17 protein-coding genes are annotated in these 22,282 nt (G+C 72.0%); 9 read left to right on the top strand and 8 right to left on the bottom strand.

The window, feature by feature from the left end:
• Nucleotides 1-5 precede the first annotated feature (5 nt).
• Together AB0F82_RS14980 and AB0F82_RS14975 are read right to left on the bottom strand one after the other, a co-directional pair.
• Complete coding sequence (locus tag AB0F82_RS14980; protein WP_362627234.1) at nucleotides 6-2,075, bottom strand: PIG-L family deacetylase; 2,070 nt, start codon at nucleotides 2,073-2,075, stop codon at nucleotides 6-8.
• Nucleotides 2,076-2,419: 344 nt separating this feature from the next.
• Entirely contained in the window at nucleotides 2,420-5,341 is a 2,922-nt protein-coding gene (locus tag AB0F82_RS14975; protein ID WP_362627231.1) for a PIG-L family deacetylase, read from the bottom strand.
• A 190-nt stretch (nucleotides 5,342-5,531) separates the two neighbouring features.
• Here AB0F82_RS14975 and AB0F82_RS14970 point away from each other — a divergent pair, with 190 nt between their 5' ends.
• Nucleotides 5,532-8,519 carry a bifunctional [glutamine synthetase] adenylyltransferase/[glutamine synthetase]-adenylyl-L-tyrosine phosphorylase gene (locus AB0F82_RS14970; RefSeq protein ID WP_356812139.1) on the top strand — a complete coding sequence of 996 codons (2,988 nt, stop codon included), beginning with the start codon at nucleotides 5,532-5,534 and terminating at the stop codon, nucleotides 8,517-8,519.
• Between the two features lie 102 nt (nucleotides 8,520-8,621).
• On the opposite strand, the gene AB0F82_RS14965 is transcribed toward AB0F82_RS14970, so the two are convergent.
• On the bottom strand, nucleotides 8,622-9,398 hold the full coding sequence (locus AB0F82_RS14965) for a CAP domain-containing protein (protein ID WP_362627228.1): 777 nt from the start codon (nucleotides 9,396-9,398) through the stop codon (nucleotides 8,622-8,624).
• Between the two features lie 663 nt (nucleotides 9,399-10,061).
• Between AB0F82_RS14965 and AB0F82_RS14960 the strand changes: the two genes are divergently transcribed.
• Nucleotides 10,062-10,649 (top strand): hypothetical protein, encoded by a 588-nt coding sequence (locus tag AB0F82_RS14960; RefSeq protein ID WP_362627225.1) that lies wholly within the window; start codon nucleotides 10,062-10,064, stop codon nucleotides 10,647-10,649.
• Nucleotides 10,650-10,673: 24 nt separating this feature from the next.
• Here AB0F82_RS14960 and AB0F82_RS14955 read toward each other — a convergent pair whose 3' ends face one another.
• Complete coding sequence (locus tag AB0F82_RS14955) at nucleotides 10,674-11,558, bottom strand: helix-turn-helix domain-containing protein (RefSeq protein ID WP_362627222.1); 885 nt, start codon at nucleotides 11,556-11,558, stop codon at nucleotides 10,674-10,676.
• 202 nt (nucleotides 11,559-11,760) lie between these two features.
• Nucleotides 11,761-12,225, bottom strand: a complete 465-nt coding sequence (locus tag AB0F82_RS14950; RefSeq protein WP_362627219.1) for an ATP-binding protein — start codon at nucleotides 12,223-12,225, stop codon at nucleotides 11,761-11,763.
• Nucleotides 12,226-12,335: 110 nt separating this feature from the next.
• Between AB0F82_RS14950 and AB0F82_RS14945 the strand changes: the two genes are divergently transcribed.
• From AB0F82_RS14945 to AB0F82_RS14930, 4 genes are read left to right on the top strand one after another with little or no spacing between them, the layout of a single operon-like run.
• Entirely contained in the window at nucleotides 12,336-13,184 is an 849-nt protein-coding gene (locus tag AB0F82_RS14945) for a helix-turn-helix domain-containing protein (protein ID WP_362627678.1), read from the top strand.
• Entirely contained in the window at nucleotides 13,181-13,384 is a 204-nt protein-coding gene (locus AB0F82_RS14940; RefSeq protein ID WP_362627216.1) for a DUF397 domain-containing protein, read from the top strand. Before AB0F82_RS14945 ends, AB0F82_RS14940 begins: the two co-directional genes overlap by 4 nt.
• Nucleotides 13,381-14,484, top strand: a complete 1,104-nt coding sequence (locus tag AB0F82_RS14935) for a hypothetical protein (protein ID WP_362627213.1) — start codon at nucleotides 13,381-13,383, stop codon at nucleotides 14,482-14,484. Before AB0F82_RS14940 ends, AB0F82_RS14935 begins: the two co-directional genes overlap by 4 nt.
• Nucleotides 14,481-14,993 (top strand): GNAT family N-acetyltransferase, encoded by a 513-nt coding sequence (locus AB0F82_RS14930; RefSeq protein WP_362627210.1) that lies wholly within the window; start codon nucleotides 14,481-14,483, stop codon nucleotides 14,991-14,993. Before AB0F82_RS14935 ends, AB0F82_RS14930 begins: the two co-directional genes overlap by 4 nt.
• Here the strand turns inward: AB0F82_RS14930 and AB0F82_RS14925 are convergent.
• From AB0F82_RS14925 to AB0F82_RS14915, 3 genes are all read right to left on the bottom strand, one after another.
• A complete protein-coding gene (locus AB0F82_RS14925; RefSeq protein WP_362627207.1) occupies nucleotides 14,990-15,880 on the bottom strand; it encodes a phosphatase PAP2 family protein in 891 nt (296 codons plus the stop codon). The genes AB0F82_RS14930 and AB0F82_RS14925 overlap by 4 nt on opposite strands.
• Nucleotides 15,881-15,954: 74 nt before the next feature.
• The gene (locus AB0F82_RS14920) at nucleotides 15,955-16,995 is read right to left on the bottom strand and encodes a LacI family DNA-binding transcriptional regulator (RefSeq protein ID WP_030659145.1); all 1,041 of its coding nucleotides are present in this window, start codon (nucleotides 16,993-16,995) and stop codon (nucleotides 15,955-15,957) included.
• A gap of 26 nt (nucleotides 16,996-17,021) precedes the next feature.
• Nucleotides 17,022-18,839 (bottom strand): glycoside hydrolase family 13 protein, encoded by a 1,818-nt coding sequence (locus AB0F82_RS14915; protein WP_362627204.1) that lies wholly within the window; start codon nucleotides 18,837-18,839, stop codon nucleotides 17,022-17,024.
• A 222-nt stretch (nucleotides 18,840-19,061) separates the two neighbouring features.
• On the opposite strand from AB0F82_RS14915, the gene AB0F82_RS14910 reads away from it, so the two are divergent.
• From AB0F82_RS14910 to AB0F82_RS14900, 3 genes are read left to right on the top strand one after another with little or no spacing between them, the layout of a single operon-like run.
• Nucleotides 19,062-20,333 (top strand): extracellular solute-binding protein, encoded by a 1,272-nt coding sequence (locus AB0F82_RS14910; RefSeq protein ID WP_362627201.1) that lies wholly within the window; start codon nucleotides 19,062-19,064, stop codon nucleotides 20,331-20,333.
• Nucleotides 20,334-20,340: 7 nt separating this feature from the next.
• Nucleotides 20,341-21,387, top strand: coding sequence for a carbohydrate ABC transporter permease (locus AB0F82_RS14905; RefSeq protein WP_362627198.1), 1,047 nt, complete (start codon nucleotides 20,341-20,343; stop codon nucleotides 21,385-21,387).
• Nucleotides 21,388-21,389: 2 nt separating this feature from the next.
• Nucleotides 21,390-22,232, top strand: a complete 843-nt coding sequence (locus AB0F82_RS14900; RefSeq protein ID WP_356812154.1) for a sugar ABC transporter permease — start codon at nucleotides 21,390-21,392, stop codon at nucleotides 22,230-22,232.
• Nucleotides 22,233-22,282: the final 50 nt, after the last annotated feature.

Genomic DNA, 22,282 nt, shown 5'->3' with positions numbered 1-22,282 from the left:
GCCCGTCAGCGGACTGCGCGGTGCCAGGTGGGGCGGGTGGGGGGCGCGGGGGTGGTGGAGGTGTGGAGTTCGGCGTCCAGGCCGAGGACCGTCGTGGTGGTGGTGCCGTCGGGTTCCTGGACGGCCGCCGGGGCGCCCGCGAAGAGCATGCGGGACTCCGCCCAGGCCGGCGGGCCGCCGAGGCCCGAGGTGCTGACCGTGCCGCTGTCCGCGCGGCCCGCCACGTGGCGGCCCGCCGCGCCGACCGCGCCGTAGCCGGCCCGGCCGCCCGCCTCCGTAACGCTGGAGACCTGGGGCCGGGTCGCCGGCCCCGCGGTGACCACGGCGGTGCGCACCACCCCCGAGTCGGGCCGCCGGAAGTACAGGCGGACGCCCGCGCCGTCCGGGGACGCCGTCAGCGGGACCGTCGTGGCCGGCAGGCCCGTCGGCGAGGGCCCGCGCAGCGGGCCGTCCGGGTCGGCCTGGGTCCAGGCCAGCACTGATGTCGTCGTCGTCGCGTACACGTGCCGCCGCCCGGCGGAGTCGACCGCCGTGACCGGGTCGCTCTGCAGGTCCTCGCCGCCCAGCCGCTGCCAGGGCGAGAACCCGCCGTCCGGCTGCTGAACGACGGCGCGCAGCGTGCGGCGGGAGTCGCGGAGGTAGACCGTGAGCAGGCCCCGCCGGTCCACGCCGACCGCGGGTGCGCTGATCGCCGAGGTGCCGTCGTCGTCGCCCTTCTCGGGGGTGCCGAGCGACTGCCACGCGCCGAACGCCCCGTCGGGCGCGACCTGGACGGCGTACACGACCTCGCGCCGGTAGTCCGCGGGGGCGGGGCCGAGGACGGTGCGGGTGGCGAGGACGGCGACGCGGCCGTCGGGCAGCCGGGCGGCGGTCGCGCCCGGGTCGATGCCCGTGCCCGCCAGGAAGACCGGCTTCTCCCAGGCGCCGCCGGCGGCGCGCGTCCAGTAGGCCATGCGGCCGTCCAGCACCGTGAAGGCCCAGAGGCGGCCGGGCGTCCCCTCCGTCAGCCAGGACGCGTTGTCGGCGCGGGTGTAGCGCAGCGACTGGGCCCAGTTGCGCCCGGTCGGGTTGCCCGCGACCTTGCGGTCGCCGCATCCCGAGGGGCTGCCGCAGTAGTCCTGGTGGTCCTGCCAGGCGTAGGTCCGCAGGTAGCCGGTCTTCGTCTCGGCCGTCTGCGGGTCCAGCGAGTGCGGGAGCGTGCTGTTGTGGTAGCCGAGGTAGCTCTGCACCGAGAAGTGCGGGCGCCGCTGCACCTGTTGGGCGTAGGCGGCGGTGGCGGCCTGCACGAAGCGGGCGCCGTACATGTGGTCCTGGTGGTCGGTGTAGCGGCCGTTCTCGCCGTACCGGCCGGGCGTCGGGTCCTGCATCCGTACCGTCGTGGGCCGGTACTGCTCCAGGACCCCGGCTATCGCCTGTATCAGCTGGTCCTTCGTGTACGAGAAGCCCTGCTTGACCGGGGTCCCGGTGGTCAGCTGGGACTCCAGCGCGGGTATCCGGCCGTTCCACAGGCCGCGCAGGCTCTCGGGGGTGTCCTCACCGGTGCTGCGGGCCTCGCGCAGCATCAGCCACACCAGGTTGACCTGCGGTTTCGCTATGAGGACGTCGACCTCGGCGCGGCCTCCGCCGGCCGTGGGCACGACCGTACGCCGCCACGCGCTGGTGCGGTCGCCGGTGGCCATCTGGGCGTAGGCGGAGCGTATGCCGTTCTGCCGGGCCTCCGCGTAGTGGGCGCGGTCGGCGGGCTGTTCGGGGTCCTTGGCGGCGTTGCCGTGCGCCTCGTTGCGGCCGTCGGACTCGCCGGACGTGAGGTAGGCGGTGGTGACCTGGGTGCCGGAGACCAGGGAGCGGCTGAGGTCGGGGTTCATGAAGAACAGGTCGTCGTCGGGGTGCGCGACGACCTGGACGACCGACCCGGAGGTGACGCTCGCGGGCTGGACGACGGTCGGGTTCTTCTCCTGTGCGGTCCCGGCGGCGGTCTGCTGGCCGGAGGCCACGGAGAGTACGGAGAGCACGCCGGTGGTGCCGGCTGTCAGCACGGTGAGCAGGGCCGCGAAGCGGCGACGGGTCACGGGCATCGGGCACGCCTTGGGTTCGTTCCGGGCAGGAGAAAACGCTGAGCAGTCAGAGAGAGTCCGAATCGGCGAACTTGGTTCACCGAAGCGGCCGATGACTCCAGCTTTCCGGAAAAGACCGGGTAAGTGCCGCCAAAGTGGAGGCAATTCGTCCGGTCCGGGCGTGGCGACGGTGTGGAGTGCTATGGGGTGTTATGGGGTCGCGTGGCGGAAGTCCCGGCCACGTGGCGGAAGTCGGGCCGGGCTGCCGGGCTGTGGAGAACGCGCCGCGTGGCGGAGAGCGCGCCGCGTGGCGGAGAACGCGCCGCGCTGCGGGGAACGCGCCGCGCCGCGGAGAACGCGCCGCGCTACGGAGCCGCGTTGCGCGGGCCCACCGGCTGCCACGGCGCCAGGTACGCGTCCGGGGCGTCCGCCGAAGAGGTCACGTACAGGCGGGCGTCGAGCCCCACCACCGCCAGGCTGACCATGTTCCTCCCGGTCATCGTCGACGACGGCGCGCCGACGAACATCAGCGGGGACCGCCCCCACGGACGTCCCGGCCCGACCTCCGAGCCCAGCTGTCCGCCCGCCGCGCGACCCGCCAGCACGTGCCCGCTCGCCGTGACCGAGCCGAAGCCGTTCAGCCCGCCGAGGTCGGTCATGTGGTTGACCTTCAGCCCGCCGTCGGCCGTCAACAGAGCCGTACGGACGTTGCCCGAGCCGGGCTTGCGGAACCACAGCCGTACCCCGCCCTCGCGGCCCTCCGCCGTCAGCGGGAGCGTGGTGTCGGGCAGCCCGGTGGCCGTGGCCCGGCCCAGCGGGGCACCCGGCTTCGGCTGCGCCCAGCCGACGACCGTCTTCGACGTCGCGGACAGCACCATGCGCCGCCCCGCGCCGTCGGTCGCGGTGACCGGAGCGCCGTGCAGGTCCTCGCCGCCGTGCTTCTCCCAGGGGCCCCAGCCGCCGTCGGCCTGCTGCACCCGGCCGCGCAGGCCGTACGCGCCGTCGCGGACGTACGCCGCCAGCAGGCCGGTGCCGTCGACCGAGACGGCCGGTGCGCTGATGTCGGAGGTCCACGTCTCGTCCGCGGTCTCGGGGGTGCCGAGCGACTGCCACTCCCCGAACCCGTCCGCCCCGGGCTCCTTCTGCACCGCGTGGACGACCTCGCGCTTGTAGTCGGCGGGCCGCGCCCCGAAGGAGGTACGGGTGCCGAAGACCGCGATGCGGCCGTCCTTCAGCGTCACGGCGGACACGCCGGGGTCCATTCCGGTGCCGGGCAGCAGGTCGGGGCCGCGCCAGGCGCCGACCGGGCCGGGCCGGTGCCAGACGGCGACCTGGCCGTCGAGCACCTTGAAGGCCCACAGGCCGTGGTCCTTGTCGGAGGTCAGCCAGTTGGTGCCGGTGCCGCGGGCGTAGTTGATGGAGTCCGTCCAGCGGTTGCCCGCCGGGTGATCGGAGACCTTGAGGTCGCCGCAGCCCGCGTCGCTGCCGCAGTGGTTCTGCCGGTCGAGCCAGGCGTAGGTGTCGAGGCTGTCGAGCTTCTCCTTCGCCTCCTGCGGGTCCAGTGCGCTGGGGAGGGAGCCGTTGAAGTACCCGACGTAGTTCTGCACCGCGAAGTGCGGGCGGTCCTTGACGTCCTTGGCGTAGGCGGCCGTGGCCATCTGCACGAAGCGGGCGCCGTAGAAGTGGTCCTGATGGTCGGTGTACTGCTTGGTGTCCGGGTACCGGCCGGGGGTCGGGTCCTGGAAGCGGACGGTGGTCGGCGTGTACTGCTCCAGCACGCCGACGAGGGTCTGGACGACCTGGTCCTTCGAGTACGCGAACCGCTGCTTGACCGGGGTGCCGGAGGAGAGCATCGACTCCAGACGGGCGACCTTGCCGTCCCAGAGGCCGTGCAGGCTGTCGGGCACGTCGGCGTAGCCGTGGCCGGCCTCGCGCAGCTGCAGCCAGACCAGGTTGACCCGGGGGTTGGCGACGAGGACGTCGACCTCGGCGTGGCCGCCGCCCTTCGTCGGGACGACGGTGCGCTTCCAGGCGCTGCTGCGGTCGCCGGTGGCCATCTTGGCGTAGGCGGCGCGGATGCCGTTCTGGCGGGCCTCGGCGTAGGCGGGCTTGTTGGGTGCGGTGGTCGCTCCCTTGGCGGGGGCGGCGTTGACGCCGTCGGCCTCGCCCGCGGTGAGGTAGACGGAGGTCACGGGGTGGCCGGCGGATATGGAGTAACGCAGGTCGGGATTCATGAAGTACAGGTCGTCGTCGGGGTGCGCGACGATCTGGACCACGCGGCCGGGGTCGGGTACGGCGCCGGCCGCCAAGGGTGCGGGGTCCGGACCGTGCGGGGCTGCGGGGGAGCCGCCGCCCAGGCCCTCGACGGCTGTGCCGGCCCGGAGTACGAGCATGCCGGCGGCGGCGACGGCGGCGCAGAGTGCGACGGCCTTGACGAGGCCGGCCCACCGGTGGTTCCGCTGCGGGCCCTGCCCGGCCGCGCCCCCGCCGCCCCGCCGCCGCTGCGCCCGCGGCACGGCCCCGCCTCCGCGAGCCGCCCTGCGGCTGCCGCCGCGGCCTGGGGCCGAGGCGGACGCCTCTGCGCGCCCGCGAGCCTGGTCGGTGGCCCGGGCTTCGCGGGCCAGCCGTGCGGCCCTGCGGCCGGCCGCTGTGCCCTTGCGGCCGTCGGCCGCGCGTACGGGGCCGTCCGGTGCCCCGGCTTCGCCGGCCAGCCGTGCGGCCCGGCGGCCGCCCGCCGGATCCGGGGCAGCGGTGGTTGTCCGGGCGGGGCCGGGAGTGCCGTTGGCGGCCGCGGCCGTGCCGGCTTCGCGGCCGTCGGCAGGCGCCTGGGAGGCGGTGGGCGGTCCGGCGGTTTCGGCGTCGGCCGGGTGGCGGGGTTCGGGGAACCCCGGGTGCTGGAACTCGTAGGCCTGCTGCGGCAGGACGGGAGCGTCTGTCCGCCGGAATCCGTCGGTCTGCTGAGGCAGGAAGCGCGCGTGGGGCTCGTGGAACTGCTGCGGCTGGTGGGGCCGGTCGTCCGCCCCGCCGGTCCAGCCGCTCCACCCGGCCTGCGGGGCATGGTGAAACTCACGTACGGGCTCGGGGTGTTGATGCTGGTGGGGCAGGTGGGCTTGGTGGTACTGCTGGGACTGGGACTGGGACTCCTGGTTCCACGCGTACTGCCCGTACTGCCCGTCCGGCCCGAACGGCTCGTACTGCACGGCCTGTCCGTACCGGTGCGTCGGATCAGGGTCCGGGCCCGGGGCTCCGCCCGCCGGGGGGCCGGGGCGGGGGTGTCCGTCGGACATGGGGCTCCTCGTGGCCGGTCGGCGGGGAGCGGGCCCCATCACGCGATAACTATTCAGATAATCCGATAATCCACGCCATGGTACGTCCCGGTGAGTCGAACGCCTGCTCCGGCTAGGCTCGACCCAGGCAGGTCAGGGCAGTGCAACGAGAGCCAAGGCAGTGGCAGCGACGACCGCGGGAGGCGGCGGGATGACGGTCCCGGGACGCAGGAGCAGCACCTTCATCCGGCTGCTCCGCAGCGGTTTCACCGACCCCTCCGCAGCCGCCCGGCTGCTCGACGCCGGCGCGCTCGCCGCCGTCCGCGCCGATCCCGTGCTGCTCGACGCCCTCGGGGCGACCGCCGATCCCGACCTGGCCCTGCGCGGGCTGGTCCGGCTCGCCGAGGCCCAGCCCTCCGGCGAGCTCCCCGGGCTCCTCGACACCCTCGTCAGCGCCAAACCCCTCCGCGACCGCCTCCTCGGCGTGCTCGGCGCCTCCGAGGCCCTCGGCGACCACCTCGCCCGCCACCCCCGCGACTGGATCGGCCTCGTCACGTACGAGGCCGCCGACCTGCACCCCGGACTCCCCGAGTTCGAGCGCGGCCTCGCGGACGCCCACGACCCCGTCGCCCTGCGCGTCGCCTACCGCCGCTGCCTGCTCTCCATCGCGGCCCGCGACGTCTGCGGCACCATCGACGTCGCCCAGACCGCCGCCGAGCTCGCCGACCTCGCCACCGCCACCCTCCGCGCGGCCCTGCGGATCGCCACCGCCGCCGCCCCCGAGGACGCGGCGCTCTGCCGCCTCGCCGTCATCGCGATGGGCAAGTGCGGCGGCAACGAGCTCAACTACGTCTCCGACGTCGACGTGATCTTCGTCGGGGACGCCGTCAACGGCACGGACGAGGCCAAGGCCCTCCAGGCCGCCACCCGCCTCGCCTCCCACCTGATGCGGATCTGCTCCGAGACCACCGTCGAGGGCACCATCTGGCCCGTCGACGCCAACCTCCGCCCCGAGGGCCGCAACGGACCCCTCGTCCGCACCCTCGCCTCCCACATGGCCTACTACCAGCGCTGGGCCAAGACCTGGGAGTTCCAGGCGCTCCTCAAGGCCCGCGCCGTCGCCGGCGACGAAGCCCTGGGCGCCGCCTACATCGACGCCATAACGCCCCTGGTCTGGCAGGCGGCCGAACGCGAGAACTTCGTCCCCGACGTCCAGAAGATGCGCCGCCGCGTCGTCGACAACATCCCCGCCGCCCAGGTCGACCGCGAACTCAAGCTCGGCCCCGGCGGCCTGCGCGACGTCGAGTTCGCCGTCCAGCTCCTCCAGCTCGTCCACGGCCGCAGCGACGCCACCCTGCACTCCCGCACCACCCTCGACGCCCTCCACGCGCTCGCCGCCGGCGGCTACGTCGGCCGCGCCGACGCCGCCCAGCTGAACGACGCGTACCGCTTCCTGCGCTCCATGGAGCACCGCATCCAGCTCTACCGGTTGCGCCGCACCCACCTCGTCCCCGAGGACGAGAACGACCTGCGGCGCCTGGGCCGCTCCATGGGCCTGCGCACCGAACCCGTCGCCGAGCTCAACAAGGCCTGGCGCCGGCACGCCTCCGTGGTGCGCCGCCTCCACGAGAAGCTCTTCTACCGGCCGCTGCTCGACGCCGTCGCCCAGCTCACCCCCGGCGAGACCCGGCTCTCCCCGCGCGCCGCCGGCCAGCGCCTCGAAGCCCTCGGCTACGCCGACCCGGCCTCCGCCCTGCGCCACCTCGAAGCCCTCGCCTCCGGCGTCACCCGCAAGGCCGCCATCCAGCGCACCCTGCTGCCGGTGATGCTGGGCTGGTTCGCCGACTCCGCCGACCCGGACGCCGGCCTGCTGAACTTCCGCAAGGTCTCCGACGCCCTCGGCAAGACCCCCTGGTACCTGCGCCTGCTGCGCGACGAGGGCGCCGCCGCCGAGAACCTCGCCCGCGTACTGTCCGCCGGTCGCCTCGCCCCCGACCTGCTGATGCGGGCCCCGGAGGCGGTGGCCCTGCTCGGCGACCCCGAAGGCCTGGCGCCACGTACGCACGAGGCCCTGGTCCAGGAGGTCCTCGCCGCCGTCGGCCGCGCCGAGAACCCGGAGACCGCCGTCGCCGCCGCCCGCGGGGTGCGCCGCCGCGAGCTGTTCCGCACCGCCGCGGCCGACATCATCGGCTCCTACGGCACGGAGGACAGCCCGGCCGAGGAGGACCACGGAGCCCTGGTCGACCGGGTCGGCGGGGCCGTCTCCGAGATCACCGCGGCGACCATCGCGGGCGCCCTGCGCGCCGCCGTGCAGTCGCAATTCGGCGACACCCTGCCCACCCGCTTCGCCGTCATCGGCGTCGGCCGCTTCGGCGGCCACGAACTCGGCTACGGATCCGACGCCGACGTCCTCTTCGTCCACGAACCCCGCGAGGGCGTCGACGAGCAGGAGGCCGCCAAGGCCGCCCAGACCGTCATCGCCGAGATGCGCAGGCTGCTCCAGCTGCCCACCGCGGACCCGCCGCTGCTCATCGACGCCGACCTGCGCCCCGAGGGCCGCTCCGGCCCGCTGGTGCGCACCCTGGCCTCCTACGCCGCCTACTACCGGCGCTGGTCGCTGACCTGGGAGAGCCAGGCGCTGCTGCGGGCCGAGCCGGTGGCGGGCGAGGAGGAGCTGGGACGCCGCTTCATCGAGCTGATCGACCCGCTGCGCTACCCCGCCGAGGGACTCGGCGACGACGCGGTGCGCGAGATCCGCCGGCTGAAGGCCCGTATGGAGTCGGAGCGGATGCCGCGCGGCGCCGACCCGACCCTGCACACCAAGCTGGGCCGCGGCGGTCTCAGCGACGTCGAGTGGACCGTGCAGCTGATGCAGATGCGGCACGCCCATGCCGAGCCGGGCCTGCGGACCACCCGGACCCGCGAGGCCCTCGCGGCCGCCCACGCGGCCGGGCTGATCCCGACCGACGAGGCGCAGATCCTGGACGAGGCCTGGGTGCTGGCGACCAGGGTCCGCAACGCCGTGATGCTGGTGCGGGGCCGCGCCGGGGACACCTTCCCGTCCGAGGCCCGGGAACTGGGGGCGGTGGGCCGCTACCTCGGCTACGCCGAAGGCACGGTCGGCGAGCTGCTGGACGACTACCGCCGCATCACGCGCCGCGCCCGCGCGGTGGTCGAGGAACTCTTCTACGGAGGCTGACCAGCCTTCTGCCGCCCGGGGGCCGTGGGCCGTGGACACGGAACAGCGGAGCGCGGACCCGGGGAAGGGTCCGCGCTCCGCTGTTCCGTAGTGGCGCGGGCGTCAGCGGGCCGTGCCGAAGTCCTGGGTCCAGTAGTGGTTCGGCTGGGCGAGGCCGATGCCGATCTCCTTGAAGGAGCAGTTCAGGATGTTCTCGCGGTGGCCGGGGCTGTTCATCCAGCCCTCCATGACCTTCTCGGGCGTGCTGTAGCCGTAGGCGACGTTCTCGCCGTACGTGCTCCACGCGTAGCCGGCGCGGGTGATGCGGGCGCCGGGGTCCGAGCCGTCGGAGCCCGTGTGGGACATGTTGCTGTTGGCGGCCATGTCCGCACTGTGGTCCTGGGCGGCCTTCGTGAGCTTCGCGTTCAGGGTGACGGCCTGGCATCCGGCAGCGGCGCGCTCCTGGTTGACCAGGGCGAGGACGGCGGCGACGGAGCCGGAGGCGGCCGGCGCGGGCGAGGTCTTCGGCGGCTGGGGCGCCTGAGGCTTCCTGGTGACCGGCGGCTTCGCGGGCTGCGGCGCGGCCTGCGGCGGCTGCGCCTGCGAGGGCTGCGCCTGCGGCGGCTGCGCGGGCTGGGAGGTCTCCACGACCGGCTGCTCGGGCGCCGGTGAGCTGCTCGGCGCCGTCGGGACGTCCACCGGAACCGTGGTGTTCGGGACGGCCGTGGGCACGTACTGCCACGGGCGCTGCGCCTGGTGGCTCACCGTGCGCGTCCGGCCGGTGTCGTCGCCGCCGGTGTCGAAGCAGGCCATGGCGGCCGTGGGGACACCCACGATTCCGAGAGCGCTGACGCCGATGATTATCTTCCGGTACTGCTTCTTCTTCCGATGCTTCTGCATGCGTGACCTCATTCGGTGATCGCGAAGCTTCCGGGCGCCGGAACTGCGGGACGCCGGAATGGTCGACATTCTTAGAAGCCCGCCATTGGCCTGGCAAGTTTCCGTTTCGCGCTCACGCGGAGGATTCGGCACGCCGCTTGAAACGGGCCGTTGATCGTGCATGGTCACGATCAGGTCACTTGCACAACCATGTGATGTGTCTTCAGGAGCGGCCGTGACCAGGGAAGTAGGCGGCAGGTCAGGCGGTAGCCGGGATTCCGTTCCCGTAGGTGAGGGGAATGTCGAATCCAAAACGGACAAATATCGAAATGTCGATGGGCTGGTACGCCGGGGAAGCCCTCCGGCGCTGGGGTTCGTGTCGTGACGCATGTCACGCAACCAGGTGCCGGACCGCGGCGTCGGGGCTCGTGCCCTGACGGGAGCGGTCCAGGGCGCGGCCCAGGGCGTGGTCCTGGCTGCGGGGGAAAGGGCCCGGCGGAGGGTGCCGGAACAACCCGCCCGCATTCCCCGCGGAACCATTCGGAGGAATTGACGGGGCCCGGAAAAGATCAGGACGACGGTCGGCATGATCGGCCCGTAGCAATTCCTTCGCGCGACTGTGCGTGTTCGTGCCTACAGGTGGTTGCAGGTGCCGAGCCGGTTCGGCCGCGGTAGGGGTACTGCATGACGCAGAAGAAGGACAGGGCCGGTGACGGGACGAGCGAACGTCCGAGACAGCGGAGCGCCGCGACCGCCGCGACCGCCACGACCGCCGCGCTCGCCGGAGCGCTGATCGGCGCCCTGGCCGGTCTGACGGGAAGCGCGCTCGCCTACTTCGAGGCCAAGGACACGCGCCGGGAGGAGGCCCACGCCCGCCGTTCGGACATCCGCCGGGCGGCCTACGTGGAACTCGCGGCGGCCGTGAACAAGTACGTGCAGCAGGCCACCCAACTGCTGAGCGTGAGCCTCGACCCCACCAAGACCCCGCAGGAGAGGCGGCGCCAGGTCGAGGGCGGATACGCGCCGGCCAACACGGACCTCTCCCGGGCCCTCACGACGGCGCGCCTCGTGGCACCGTCCGAAGGGCGGCGGGACCTGGCGGCGATCGACACCCGCTCCGCGCGCGTGGGGGAGCTGGCGACGGACTGGTACGCCAAGGGCCCCGAAGGTGTCGACCTGGCGAAGGTCGACGCCGAATTCGCCGAGGCGGTGAAGGCGCAGCTCGCCGCACTGCAGTCGTTCATGGACCGGGCCGCCGACGAATCGCTGTAGCGCGCGGGCACCGCACCGCAGGGTTCAGGCGACGGCGGTGGCCGTCCCGGCCGTCGGCGGCGCGCAGCTCCGGCAGCGGCCGGGGGTGGGGGAGCGGAAGGCGAGTTCGCAGCCGTCGCATGTGCGGAGGGGGTGGACGGTACGGTCCGGGCCGGCCGGGTGGGGTGTCCAGGGGTGGTCCGGCAGGCGGGGCGGCAGCAGTTCCCGCAGGCGGTGGGTGAGCAGCGCGGCGGGGGAGTGGATCGGCGGCGTCGGCAGCGAGCGCGTGAGAGCCGCGGTCACGGCGCTCGGGGTCAGTCCGCGCTCCAGCCAGACGGCCGCGGCGGGCGCCAGCCGTACGGTGTCGCGCTCGGACAGCAGCAACCGCGGATCGCGCAGGCGCAGCCGGGCCAGCAGTTCCCGCGCCGCCAACTCGACCTCGGACGGCATGGGTTCGGGCGCGCCTGCAGGCGCGGGCTCCGGGCCGGGCTCGGGCTCCGGTTCGGGCTCCGGATCCGGGTCCCGTTGGGGGACGGGCTTCGGCTCGGACCGCTGGGACGGGATCCGCCGCTCGCGGGTGGCGTCGGCCATCGCGGGCGGGTTGTTGTACGACACCGTGCAGGTCACGACGCGGCCCGTGGGAAGCCGCTCCTGGAAGCGGGCCAGGTAGCCGTGCCGCTCCAGCTCACGCAGGGCGGTGGCGATACGGACCTCGCCCTCCGGGAAGCGTTCGGCGAGGGCCTTGATGGTGACCTTGGAGCCTGTCGGGAGCGACTGGATGTGCGTGGCCAGGCCGATCGCCGCCATGCTCAGCTCGCGGTGCTGGGCGAGATGGTTGCCGATCTTGACGTAGCCGCGGCGGTGGTCGTGGTTGACGTGTCGGATCCCCGACGGGACGCGCACAGGCGCGCTAAGCTGCTGGTCAGCCATGGGGAAGGGGTTCGCTTCCGCTGTGGTCAGGCCCTCGACCGGGATTGCCGTCCCGGCCGGGGGCCGAATGCGTTTTAGGGGTTGTCGGGATTCAGAGTGCCCGGCGAATTGCCCTGCCCGCCAGCTCGGTTGGGGTGATTCACCCGACCGGGTGAGAGGGGAGGGGGAGGTATGGAAGGTCATTTCCCCCGGTTATTGGTCTTTAGGCGTCGTGCGGCACCGGATATTGATCCACCGGGTCGTGGAAACCTCGATCCGGTGAAATCGGACTCGCCAAATCCATTTCCGCCCACACCGTCTTCAGCGGTGCCGGCCCGAGGTCCGTCCCCCACCGCACGGCGAGCGCGGACACCAGCACCAGTCCCCGCCCCGACTCTGCCTCGGCGTCCGGTGCGCCGCCGGTTGCGAGCGGCCCGAACTCCCTCCGGGTGTCGGACACTTCGATACGCAGCGTAGGCCCCGGCGCGAGGCGCAGCGCGAGCCGGAAGTCCCGCCCGCTCACCCTGCCGTGGGTCACGGCGTTCGCGGCGAACTCGGCGACGACCTGTGCCGCATCCTCGAACGGAAGCTTTCGCTCCGCGAGTTGGTCCACCGCGAGCGCGCGTGCGGCGCGGGCTCCGCGCGGGGTGGAAGGGAGCGTGGCGACGAGGGAGATTTCCTGATTCACGTGACTCAGCGTGGCCATCCGTGCGTACTCTGAACAGAGTTGAGGGCGCTGTGTACGACGGCTGTCCAGGGCGGTCCGGTGGTGTCCTCGCGGTCCAAGGGGAGGCGGATGTGAACACGGACGGCGCCGACGAGTCGAGCTGGGAACTCGACCCGGAGGACGAATCGGGGGCGGTCATCGCCACGGTGGGACGCCAGCTGAAGATGTGGCGCGAGGCGGCAGGGCTCGACCGGGCGAAGTTCGGTGAGGGGATGGGATACGGGGCGAACCTGATCTACAAGATCGAACGCGGAGCCCGTATTCCGCGCCCGGAGTTCCTGGACAAGGCGGACGAGGTCCTTGGGGCGGGCGGGAAAATCGCCGCGATGAAGGCCGACATCGAGAGGGCCCGCTATCCCAAGAAGGTTCGGGACTTGGCCAAGTTGGAATCCGAGGCGGTGGAGATCGGGTCGTACGACAACGTCGTGGTGACGGGTCTGCTCCAGACGGAGGAGTACGCCCGCGCCCTGTTCGGGTTGAGGCGCCCGGGGTTCTCGGAGGACGAGGTCGAACGTCTGGTCGCTGCGAGGCTCGCCCGCCAGGAGATCCTCCGACGACATCCGGCCCCGCTCCTGACCGTCGTACAGGAAGAGGCTGTCCTCCGACGGCCCATCGGGGGCAAGATGGTGTTGCGCGGCCAGTTGGAACACCTGTTGGAGGTCGGCCGGCTGCGCACCGTGGAGATCCAGGTGATGCCCATCGCGGTCGAGGACCACTCCGGTCTTGGCGCATCGTTCACGGTCATGCGTCTCAAGGACGGAACGACGATCGGACACAACGAAGTTCAGCTGTCCAGTCGCTTGATCACCGAACCCAAAGAGGTCCAGATCCTCGACATGCGCTATGGCATGATCCGGGCACAGGCCCTGACGCCTCGCGAATCGCTGATGTTCATCGAAAAGGTACTGGGGGAGACATGACCGTCAAGCCGTCGGGCGAGGACCTCCTCGCCCTGGCATGGGTCAAGAGCAGCTACAGCACGGCCGATGGCCCCAACTGCGTCGAGGTCGCCCACACCCCCGGCGCGGTCCTCGTCCGGGACTCCAAGCGTCCCGAGGGCGCGCGCCTCGCCGTCGGTCCGGACGCCTGGAACGGGTTCGTCGCTCACGCCGCCGCGTGATCCGACTCGCGGAAGCCACCAAGGCTGTCTTCCGCCACCGGCGGCCCGAGCCGTGGTGCTGGGCGGTCGTGGTCGAGGCCGCCTGCGACGGCACGCACACCAGCCGGGACGCCGATCAGGCGGTGTCGCAGGCCGGCCCTGCCGTCTCCGCGCACGCCGACCTGATCGCCGAGTCCCTCGGCCGGGGCTCCGTGTACCGCGACAACGTGCTCGCGCTCGCCCTTGCCGGGATGGGTGACGTCCGGGCGCTGCCCGCCCTGCGGCGCCTCGCCGACGACAACCGCCTCCCGGGGGACCGTCCCCGCGTACGCATCCTGGCCGCGTTGCCCGCCGCGGAGCTGCTCCCCGTGGTGCGGCCCGCCCTGCGGCGCGAGCCGGAACGCACCGCCCTCCTGGAACTCCTCGCACTGTGGGGACCTGCCGCCGCGCCCGCCGTGCCCGAGGTGATGCGGATTCTGGATACCCCGTACGCCTACGACGCCCTGCGCGCCCTCGGCCGGATCGGCCCCCCGGCCGCGGTCGCCGCCGACCGGCTGGCCGCATACGCCACCGGTCGTGACCCGGGAGCCGGCCGCCCCCACACACGCCTGGCTGCCTGGGCGCACTGGAAGGTGACCGGCGACCCGACCCTCGCCCTCGACGTGTGCGCGGCGGCCGTGCGGTCGGGGACGGCGAGCCACGGCCTGCCCTTCCACGCCGACCTCGGCCCCCTGGCCGCGGCGCACGCGGACCCCGTTCTCCGCATGACGGAATCGGCCGGCGCGTGGACGCGGGTCGCCGCCGCGCACGCGTATTGGCGCATCACCGGGGACCCTGCTCCCGCGATACCGGTGCTGCTCGCGGAGGTGGACCCGGCCTGGACGGGCAGCCCGGCCATGCCGGTGCGGGAAGCCGTCCACCGCCTCGGAGAGATGGGCGCCCCGGCCGGTTCGGCGGCGTCCCTGCTGCGAGGGCTCCTGGCGCAGGAAGAACGGCTCAGCCGACCCTTCGCCGGGGTAAGGATCCTCGCCGACCAGGCATATGTCCGCACGCTCACCGAGGCCCTGGAGAGAATCGCCCCGGGCGATGAGGCGGCCCCGCTCAGAAGGTGGTGGAAATGAAGTTCACGGTTCGTCGCGCTCGCCCATACGACGGGGACGTCCTCGGCGAGATCCACGCCGCCGCCTGGGAGGCGGCGTACGCGCCCTTCTTCGATCCTGGGTTCGCCGCGGACGGGATCGCGAGCAGGCGTACCCGCTGGCACGCACGGCTCGCGCAGCAGGACTCCGCGATCCTGTTGGCCGAAGGGGACGGCCGGCCTGTGGCCATGTCCGCCTACCGCTCGTCCTCGACCCGGCCGGGCCTGGCCGAGATCCTCTCCTTCTACAGCCACCCCGACAGCTGGGGCAGCGGCGCCGCGGCCGCGCTCATGGCGGGAACGCTGGAGGAGCTGAGCGGCGCGGGGTTCGCCCGGGCGCACCTGTGGACGCTGCGCGACACCCACCAGTCCCGGCGCTTCTACACCAAGGCCGGCTTCACCGAGAGCGGCGCCACCCGTAGCCACGACTTCGGTGACGGGCGGCCACTGACCCAGGTCGAATACGAGCGCACGAGCCGCGGGCAGTCCTAGGCGCGGGTGCGGAAGCGGTTCAGCATCTGCGCCGCGGGGTGCGGGCCCGTGTGCTCGGGGTGGCGGGGCAGGCGGTGCGGCATCGCGCCGTACCAGGTGCGCGAGACGGTGTAGCCGAAGGCCAGACAGATCATGCCGCCGACGGCGTCGAGCCAGAAGTGGTTGGCGGTGGCGACGATGACGACGAGGGTCGCCGTCGGGTAGAGCAGGCCCAGGATCCGGGCCCAGGGGGCCGAGGCGACCGCGAAGATCGTCAGGCCGCACCACAGCGACCACCCTATGTGCATGGACGGCATCGCAGCGTACTGGTTCGACATGTGCTTGAGGTTCCCGGAGGCCATGGAGCCCCAGGTGTGGTGCACCAGCACGGTGTCGATGAAGTCCTGCCCGTTCATCAGCCGGGGCGGCGCGAGCGGGTAGAAGTAGTAGCCGACCAGGGCGACGCCGGTGGTGGCGAAGAGGACCAGGCGCGTGGCGGCGTACCGCCCCGGATGGAAGCGGTAGATCCACACCAGCACGCCGATGGTCACGACGAAGTGGAGCGTGGCGTAGTAGTAGTTCATGCCCACGATCAGCCACGTCACGGAATTGACGGCGTGGTTGACCGACTGCTCGACGGCGATGCCGAGGGTCCGCTCGACACTCCAGATCCAGTCGGCGTTCGCGAGGGCGATCGACTTCTGCTCGGGCACCGCGTTGCGGATCAGTGAGTAGGTCCAGTAGCTGACCAGAATCAGCACGATCTCGAACCAGATCCGCGGTCGGCGCGGGGCGCGCAGCCGGGAGAGCAGGGCGCGGTCGGACTCCGGGCGGGTCTCGGTCTCGACCACTTCGGGTGAGGAGACGTCCGTCCGGGTTTCCAGTGTCTTCACGCTCGATTCACCCATGGGGAGAGAGTCTGCCAGATGAGCTCTCGCCTCCGATCATCCCCCGGGACGGTCTTCGGCGCAGCCGGTCCGTCTCAGGTACGAGACGGACCGCGCCGCTGACCGGGGCCCGAGGCCGTGGAGCCGCGCACCACCAGTTCCGGCAGGAACACGAATTCACTGTGCGGGGCCGGCGTACCGCCGATCTCCTCCAGCAGGGTCCGCACCGCCGCCTGCCCCATCGCCTGCACGGGCTGGCGGATGGTGGTCAGCGGCGGGTCGGTGAACGCTATGAGCGGGGAGTCGTCGAAACCGACGACGGAGACGTCCTGCGGCACCCGCAGTCCCTGCTGGCGGGCCGCACGGATCGCACCGAGCGCCATCATGTCGCTCGCGCACACCACTGCCGTGCAGCCGCGCGAGATCAACGCGGAAGCGGCGGCCTGACCGCCTTCGAGCGAGTAGAGGGAGTGCTGGATCAGTTCCTCGGTCTCGGCCTCGTCCAGGCCGAGGCGCTCCTTCATCCCGGCCCGGAAGCCCTCGATCTTGCGCAGCACCGGCACGAACCGCTTCGGTCCGACCGCGAGGCCGATCCGGGTATGGCCGAGCGCGGCGAGGTGCGTGACGGCGAGGTGCATTGCCGCACGGTCGTCGGGGGAGACGAAGGGGGCCTGCACCTTGTCGGAGAAGCCGTTGATCAGGACGTAGGGGACGCCTTGGCCACGGAGTTGGTCATAGCGGCCCATATCGGCCGTGGTGTCGGCGTGCAGGCCGGAGACGAAGATGATCCCGGAGACGCCGCGGTCGACCAGCATCTCGGTCAGCTCGTCCTCGGTGGACCCGCCGGGCGTCTGCGTGGCCAGCACCGGCGTGTATCCCTGGCGGGTCAGCGCCTGGCCGATGACCTGGGCGAGCGCCGGGAAGATGGGATTGTCCAGCTCGGGTGTGATCAGTCCGACGAGGCCGGCGCTGCGCTGGCGCAGCCGTACGGGGCGTTCGTAGCCGAGCACGTCGAGCGCGGCCAGCACGGATTCGCGGGTGCCCGCGGCCACACCGGGCTTGCCGTTGAGCACGCGGCTGACTGTGGCTTCGCTGACCCCCGCCTGGGCTGCGATGTCGGCTAGCCGTGCGGTCACGGGATTGGACTGTACCGGCCGCCACGTCAAAATGCCCACCACGTGCACGAATCCGGGGGAAGACGGACGGTGCGGCCGTCGGTCTCGACGGGGGCGCTGGAGAGTACGGGGCGACCGGGCGCGGGGAGTTCGACGGGCTCCGGGCGGGTGTTGAGGCTGCAGGCGAAGCCGGGGCGGGTGAAGAGGAGGACCCCGTCGGGGGAGGGGAGCCAGTGCATCCCGCGGGGGTCGGGGGACGCGCCGGCCTCGGGGGCGCCCAGTCCCGGCATGGCGCGGCGCAGTTCCAGGGCGGCGCGGTAGAGCTCCAGCGTGGAGTGGGGGTCGCCGGTCTGGGCGGCGACGCTGAGGCCGGCCCACTCGGGGGGCTGCGGCAGCCAGCTGCCGCCGGGCCCGAACCCGTACGGGGGCTCGGCCCCCGCCCACGGGAGGGGTACGCGACAGCCGTCACGCAACCCGTCCTGCCCGTCCGCCTCCGGCGCGGTCGGCAGGTCGGGCGCGGGCCCGGTCCCGGTCGCGGCCTGCGGCTCGCGGCACGCTCCGGCCTGCGGCCCGGCGGCGGTTTCGGCCTCCGGCCGGGTGGGGGCGTGGGCCTGTGGTGCTGGGTGGTCGCCGGCGCGCGGGGCGATGACGGTCGGGCGGCGGACGCGGCGGAAGGCCGGGTCCTGGCGGCATTCCGGGGGGAGGGCGGTGACCTCCGGGAGGCCCAGTTCCTCGCCCTGGTAGAGGTAGGCCGAGCCGGGCAGGGACAGCATCAGCATGGCCGCGGCCCGGGCTCGGGCCAGGCCCTGCGCCCCGCCGCCGTAGCGGGTGACATGGCGGACGACGTCGTGGTTGGACAGCACCCACGTGGTCGGGGCGCCGACCGAGGTGGTGGCGGCCAGGGACTCGTCGATCACGGTCCGCATCGCCGCCGGGTCCCAGGGGCAGTTCAGGAAGCGGAAGTTGAAGGCCTGGTGGAGCTCGTCCGGGCGGACGTACAGGGCGAGCCGCTCCGAGGACGGGGCCCACGCCTCGGCGACCCCGATGCGCGCCCCTTCGTAGGAGTCGAGCAGCCGGCGCCACGAGCGGTGGATCTCGTGGACCCCGTCCTGGTCGAAGAACGGCAGCGGCTCGGTGCCGATCAGCGTGGCCTGGGCGCCGCGGCCGATGTCCGGCAGGCCGTCGGCCTTGACCATGCCGTGGGCGACGTCGATGCGGAAGCCGTCGACGCCGAGGTCGAGCCAGAAGCGCAGGACGGAGTCGAACTCGGCGGCGACCTCCGGACGGCTCCAGTCGAGGTCCGGCTGCTCGGGCGCGAAGAGGTGCAGATACCACTCGCCGTCCGCGACGCGGGTCCAGGCAGGGCCGCCGAAGACCGACTCCCAGTCGTTCGGCGGGAGGCTCCCGTCCGCGCCACGCCCGCGGCGGAAGAGGTAGCGCTCCCGAGCACCCGGCTCCCCGGCGAGCGCGGCCCGGAACCACGGGTGCTGTTCGGAGGTGTGGTTCGGCACCACGTCGACGATGACCCGCAGCCCCAGCCCATGGGCCGCCCGGAGGAGGTCCTCGGCGTCGGCGAGGTCGCCGAAGAGCGGGTCGACGGCCCGGTAGTCGGCGACGTCGTAGCCGCCGTCCGCCTGCGGGGAGACGTAGAACGGGGTGAGCCACACGGCATCGACCCCGAGGCGGGCGAGGTGGGGGAGGCGGGATCGGACGCCGCGCAGGTCGCCGATCCCGTCACCGTCGCTGTCGGCGAAGGAGCGTACGTACACCTGGTAAATGACGGCATCGCGCCACCAGTCACCGCTCGCAGCCGTGGCGTTGCTGTAAGCGCTTGCAAGGCCGACGGCCGTCGACTCGTGGGTCATATCGGGGTCAACGCGGCTACTACCCCCCTGGTTGCGGGCTCGGCCAGTCGAACGTGCCTCGAACTAACAGCAAGCTGCGGACACCGTCCGGACACACGGATGTAACGATCGCCTCCGCTTGCAGAAAGTTTGCGCAAGCCCTTTCGGTCCTCTTTCAGTCTTGTTACGTTCCTGGCAACTCGGGACCGCGAGGGCGCGGCCGGGATCATCGAAGGAGTTCATATGCGGCGTGGCATAGCGGCCACCGCGCTGGTCGCGGCCCTGGCGCTCGCGGCGACGGCTTGCGGCGGTGACGACAAGGGCAACGGCGGGACCGACGCCGGCGGCGAGCTTTCCGGCACGGTCACGTGGTGGGACACCGCGAACGACGCCGAGAAGGCCAGCTTCCAGAAGATCGCCGAGGGGTTCACGGCGAAGCACCCGAAGGTCACAGTCAAGTACGTCAACGTCCCGTACGGCGACGCGCAGAACAAGGTCAAGAACGCCTTCAGCAGCGGCTCCGACGCTCCTGACGTGATCCGCGCCGACGTCGGCTGGGTCGCGGACTTCGCCTCCCTCGGCTACCTCGACGAGGTCCCGGCGGACATGGCGAAGAAGGTCGACAGCGAGTTCCTGCCGCAGGCCGCGGCCAGCGGCAAGTACGAGGGCAAGACCTACGCCGTGCCGCAGGTCATCGACACCCTCGGCCTCTTCTACAACAAGAAGATGCTCGCCGACGCCGGCGTCCAGCCCCCCAAGACGCTGGCGGAGCTGAAGACCGCCGCCGAGGCGATCAAGGCGAAGACCGGCAAGGCCGCCCTCTACCTGCGCGGCGACGACTCCTACTGGTTCCTCCCGCTGATCTACGGCGAGGGCGGCGACCTCGTCGACGCGAAGAACAAGACGGTCACCGTCGACAACGAGGCGGGCGTCAAGGCCTTCAAGACCGCCCGCGACCTGGTCGCCTCGGGTGCCGCGGTCACCAACGCCACCGACGGCTACGCCAACATGCAGACGGCCTTCAAGACCGGCGAGGCCGCCATGATGATCAACGGTCCGTGGGCCGTCGCCGACACCTACGCCGGCGACCAGTTCAAGGACAAGGCCAACCTCGGCATCGCCGCCGTCCCGGCCGGCTCGGCCAAGGCCGGCGCCCCGCAGGGCGGCCACGACCTCGGCGTCTACGCCGGCTCGAAGAACCGCGCCGCCGCCCACGCCTTCGTCGAGTACATGACCTCCCAGGAGGTCCAGGTCCAGTCCGCCAAGGAGCTGAGCCTGCTGCCGACCCGTACCGCCGCCTACGAGCAGCCGGACGTCAAGAGCAGCGAGATGGTCCAGTTCTTCAAGCCGGCCGTCGACAAGGCCGTCGAGCGCGCCTGGATCCCGGAGAACGGCTCCCTCTTCGAGCCGCTGAAGGTCGAATACACCAAGGCGATCACCGGGGCGTCGAGCCCGGAGGACGCGGCCAAGGCGGCCGGCATCGAGTTCCGCAAGATCCTCAAGGGCTGGAAGTAACGAAACGATGGCTGCTGACACCAGCCAGTCTGTGGTGAAGGCCGCGGACGACGGAGTCGGGAACGACTCCGCCGTCCGCGGCCGGAGCCGCTGGACTGACAGCGGGAACACAGGGAACACACGCAACACAGGTGGCCTGAGGCGCGCCCTCGCCACCCACTGGTACGCCTGGGCCATGGTCGCCCCGGTCGTGCTCGTCCTCGGCGTGATCATCGGCTGGCCGCTCGTCCGCGGCATCTACCTGTCGCTGACCGACGCCAACGAGCGCAACGTCGCCCGTGACATCGGCGCCCGCCACATCGACGCCACGTACGAGTTCATCGGACTCGACAACTACACGGCGGTGCTCGGCGACCCGGTGTTCCTGCAGCGGCTGGTGTGGACGGTGGTCTGGACCGTCGCGTGCGTGTCCATCACGTTCGTGCTCGGACTGACCCTCGCCAACATGCTGAACCGGCAGTTCCGGGGCCGCGCCGCCTACCGAATGGCGCTCATCCTGCCCTGGGCCGTGCCCGGCTTCGTCTCCGTCTTCGCCTGGCGGTTCCTCTTCAACCGCGACAACGGCATCCTCAACAAGGTCCTCGACGGCGGCGGCATCGCCGCCGTGCCGTGGCTCGACGACCCGACCTGGGCCAAGTTCTCGGTCATCGCCGTCAACGTCTGGCTGGGCATCCCCTTCATGATGGTCGCCCTCCTCGGCGGCCTGCAGTCGATCCCCGGCGAGCTGTACGAGGCGGCCGAGATGGACGGCGCCGGCGCCTGGCAGCGCTTCCGGCACATCACCCTGCCCGGGCTGCGCGCGGTGAGCATGACCGTGATCCTGCTCTCCACCATCTGGACCTTCAACATGTTCCCGGTGATCTTCCTGCTCACCCGCGGCGGACCGGGAGACTCCACCGAGATCCTGGTGACCCAGGCCTTCCGGGAGGCCTTCATCACGAGCCCGCGCGACTTCGCCGTATCCGCGACGTGGGGCGTACTGATCCTCCTGCTGCTCATGATCTTCGCGCTGGTCTACCGGCGCTCGCTGCGCAAGCAGGGAGAGGTGTGGTGACCATGACCAGCACGCGTACCCGGGGCAGCCGCTCCCCGCTCGCCTCCGTCGGCCTGCACGCGACGCTCGTCGTCGCGTCCGTCATCGCCGTCTTCCCGGTCCTGTGGATCCTGCTGACCTCGCTCAAGCCCGCGCAGCACGCGATCACCACGGACTTCGTCAAGGAACCCACCCTCAGCAACTACGAGTACCTGCTGGAGTCGAGCCACTTCCTCGACTGGTTCCTCAACTCCGTGCTGGTCGCCGGCGTCACCACCGTCCTCGGTGTCTTCATCGCCGCCACCACCGGATACGCGGTCAGCCGCTTCAAGTTCCCCGGCATGAAGCCGCTCATGTGGACCCTGCTCATCACGCAGATGTTCCCCATGGCCATCCTGATCGTCCCGCTCTACAACCTGATGGGACAGCTCGGGCTGCTCAACCAGCCCGTCGGCCTGATCATCACCTACCTCACCATCGCCGTGCCGTTCTGCGCATGGATGATGAAGGGCTTCTTCGACACCATCCCCGTCGAGATCGACGAATCCGGCCGCGTCGACGGACTCAACCCCTTCGGCACCTTCTGGCGGCTGATCCTCCCGCTCGCCAAGCCCGGCCTCGCCGTCACCGGCTTCTACGCCTTCATCACCGCCTGGGGCGAGGTCGCCTACGCCTCCGCCTTCATGGTCGGCGACGAGAACCTCACCCTGGCCGGCGGCCTGCAGACCTTCGTCACCCAGTACACCTCCAACTGGGGTGCCATGAGCGCCGCCTCGGTCCTCATCGCCATCCCCGCGGCGATCTTCTTCGTATTCGCCCAGCGTCACCTCGTCGCCGGGATGACGGCAGGCGCCACCAAGGGCTGACCACCCGAGCCTGCCCGTTCCACCTCCCGGCCCGACCTCTTCAAGGACGA

Origin of the sequence: Streptomyces virginiae, from assembly GCF_040638905.1 — a bacterium.
GTDB lineage: Bacteria > Actinomycetota > Actinomycetes > Streptomycetales > Streptomycetaceae > Streptomyces > Streptomyces virginiae_B.
This window is presented reverse-complemented; position numbering and strand designations above follow the sequence as displayed.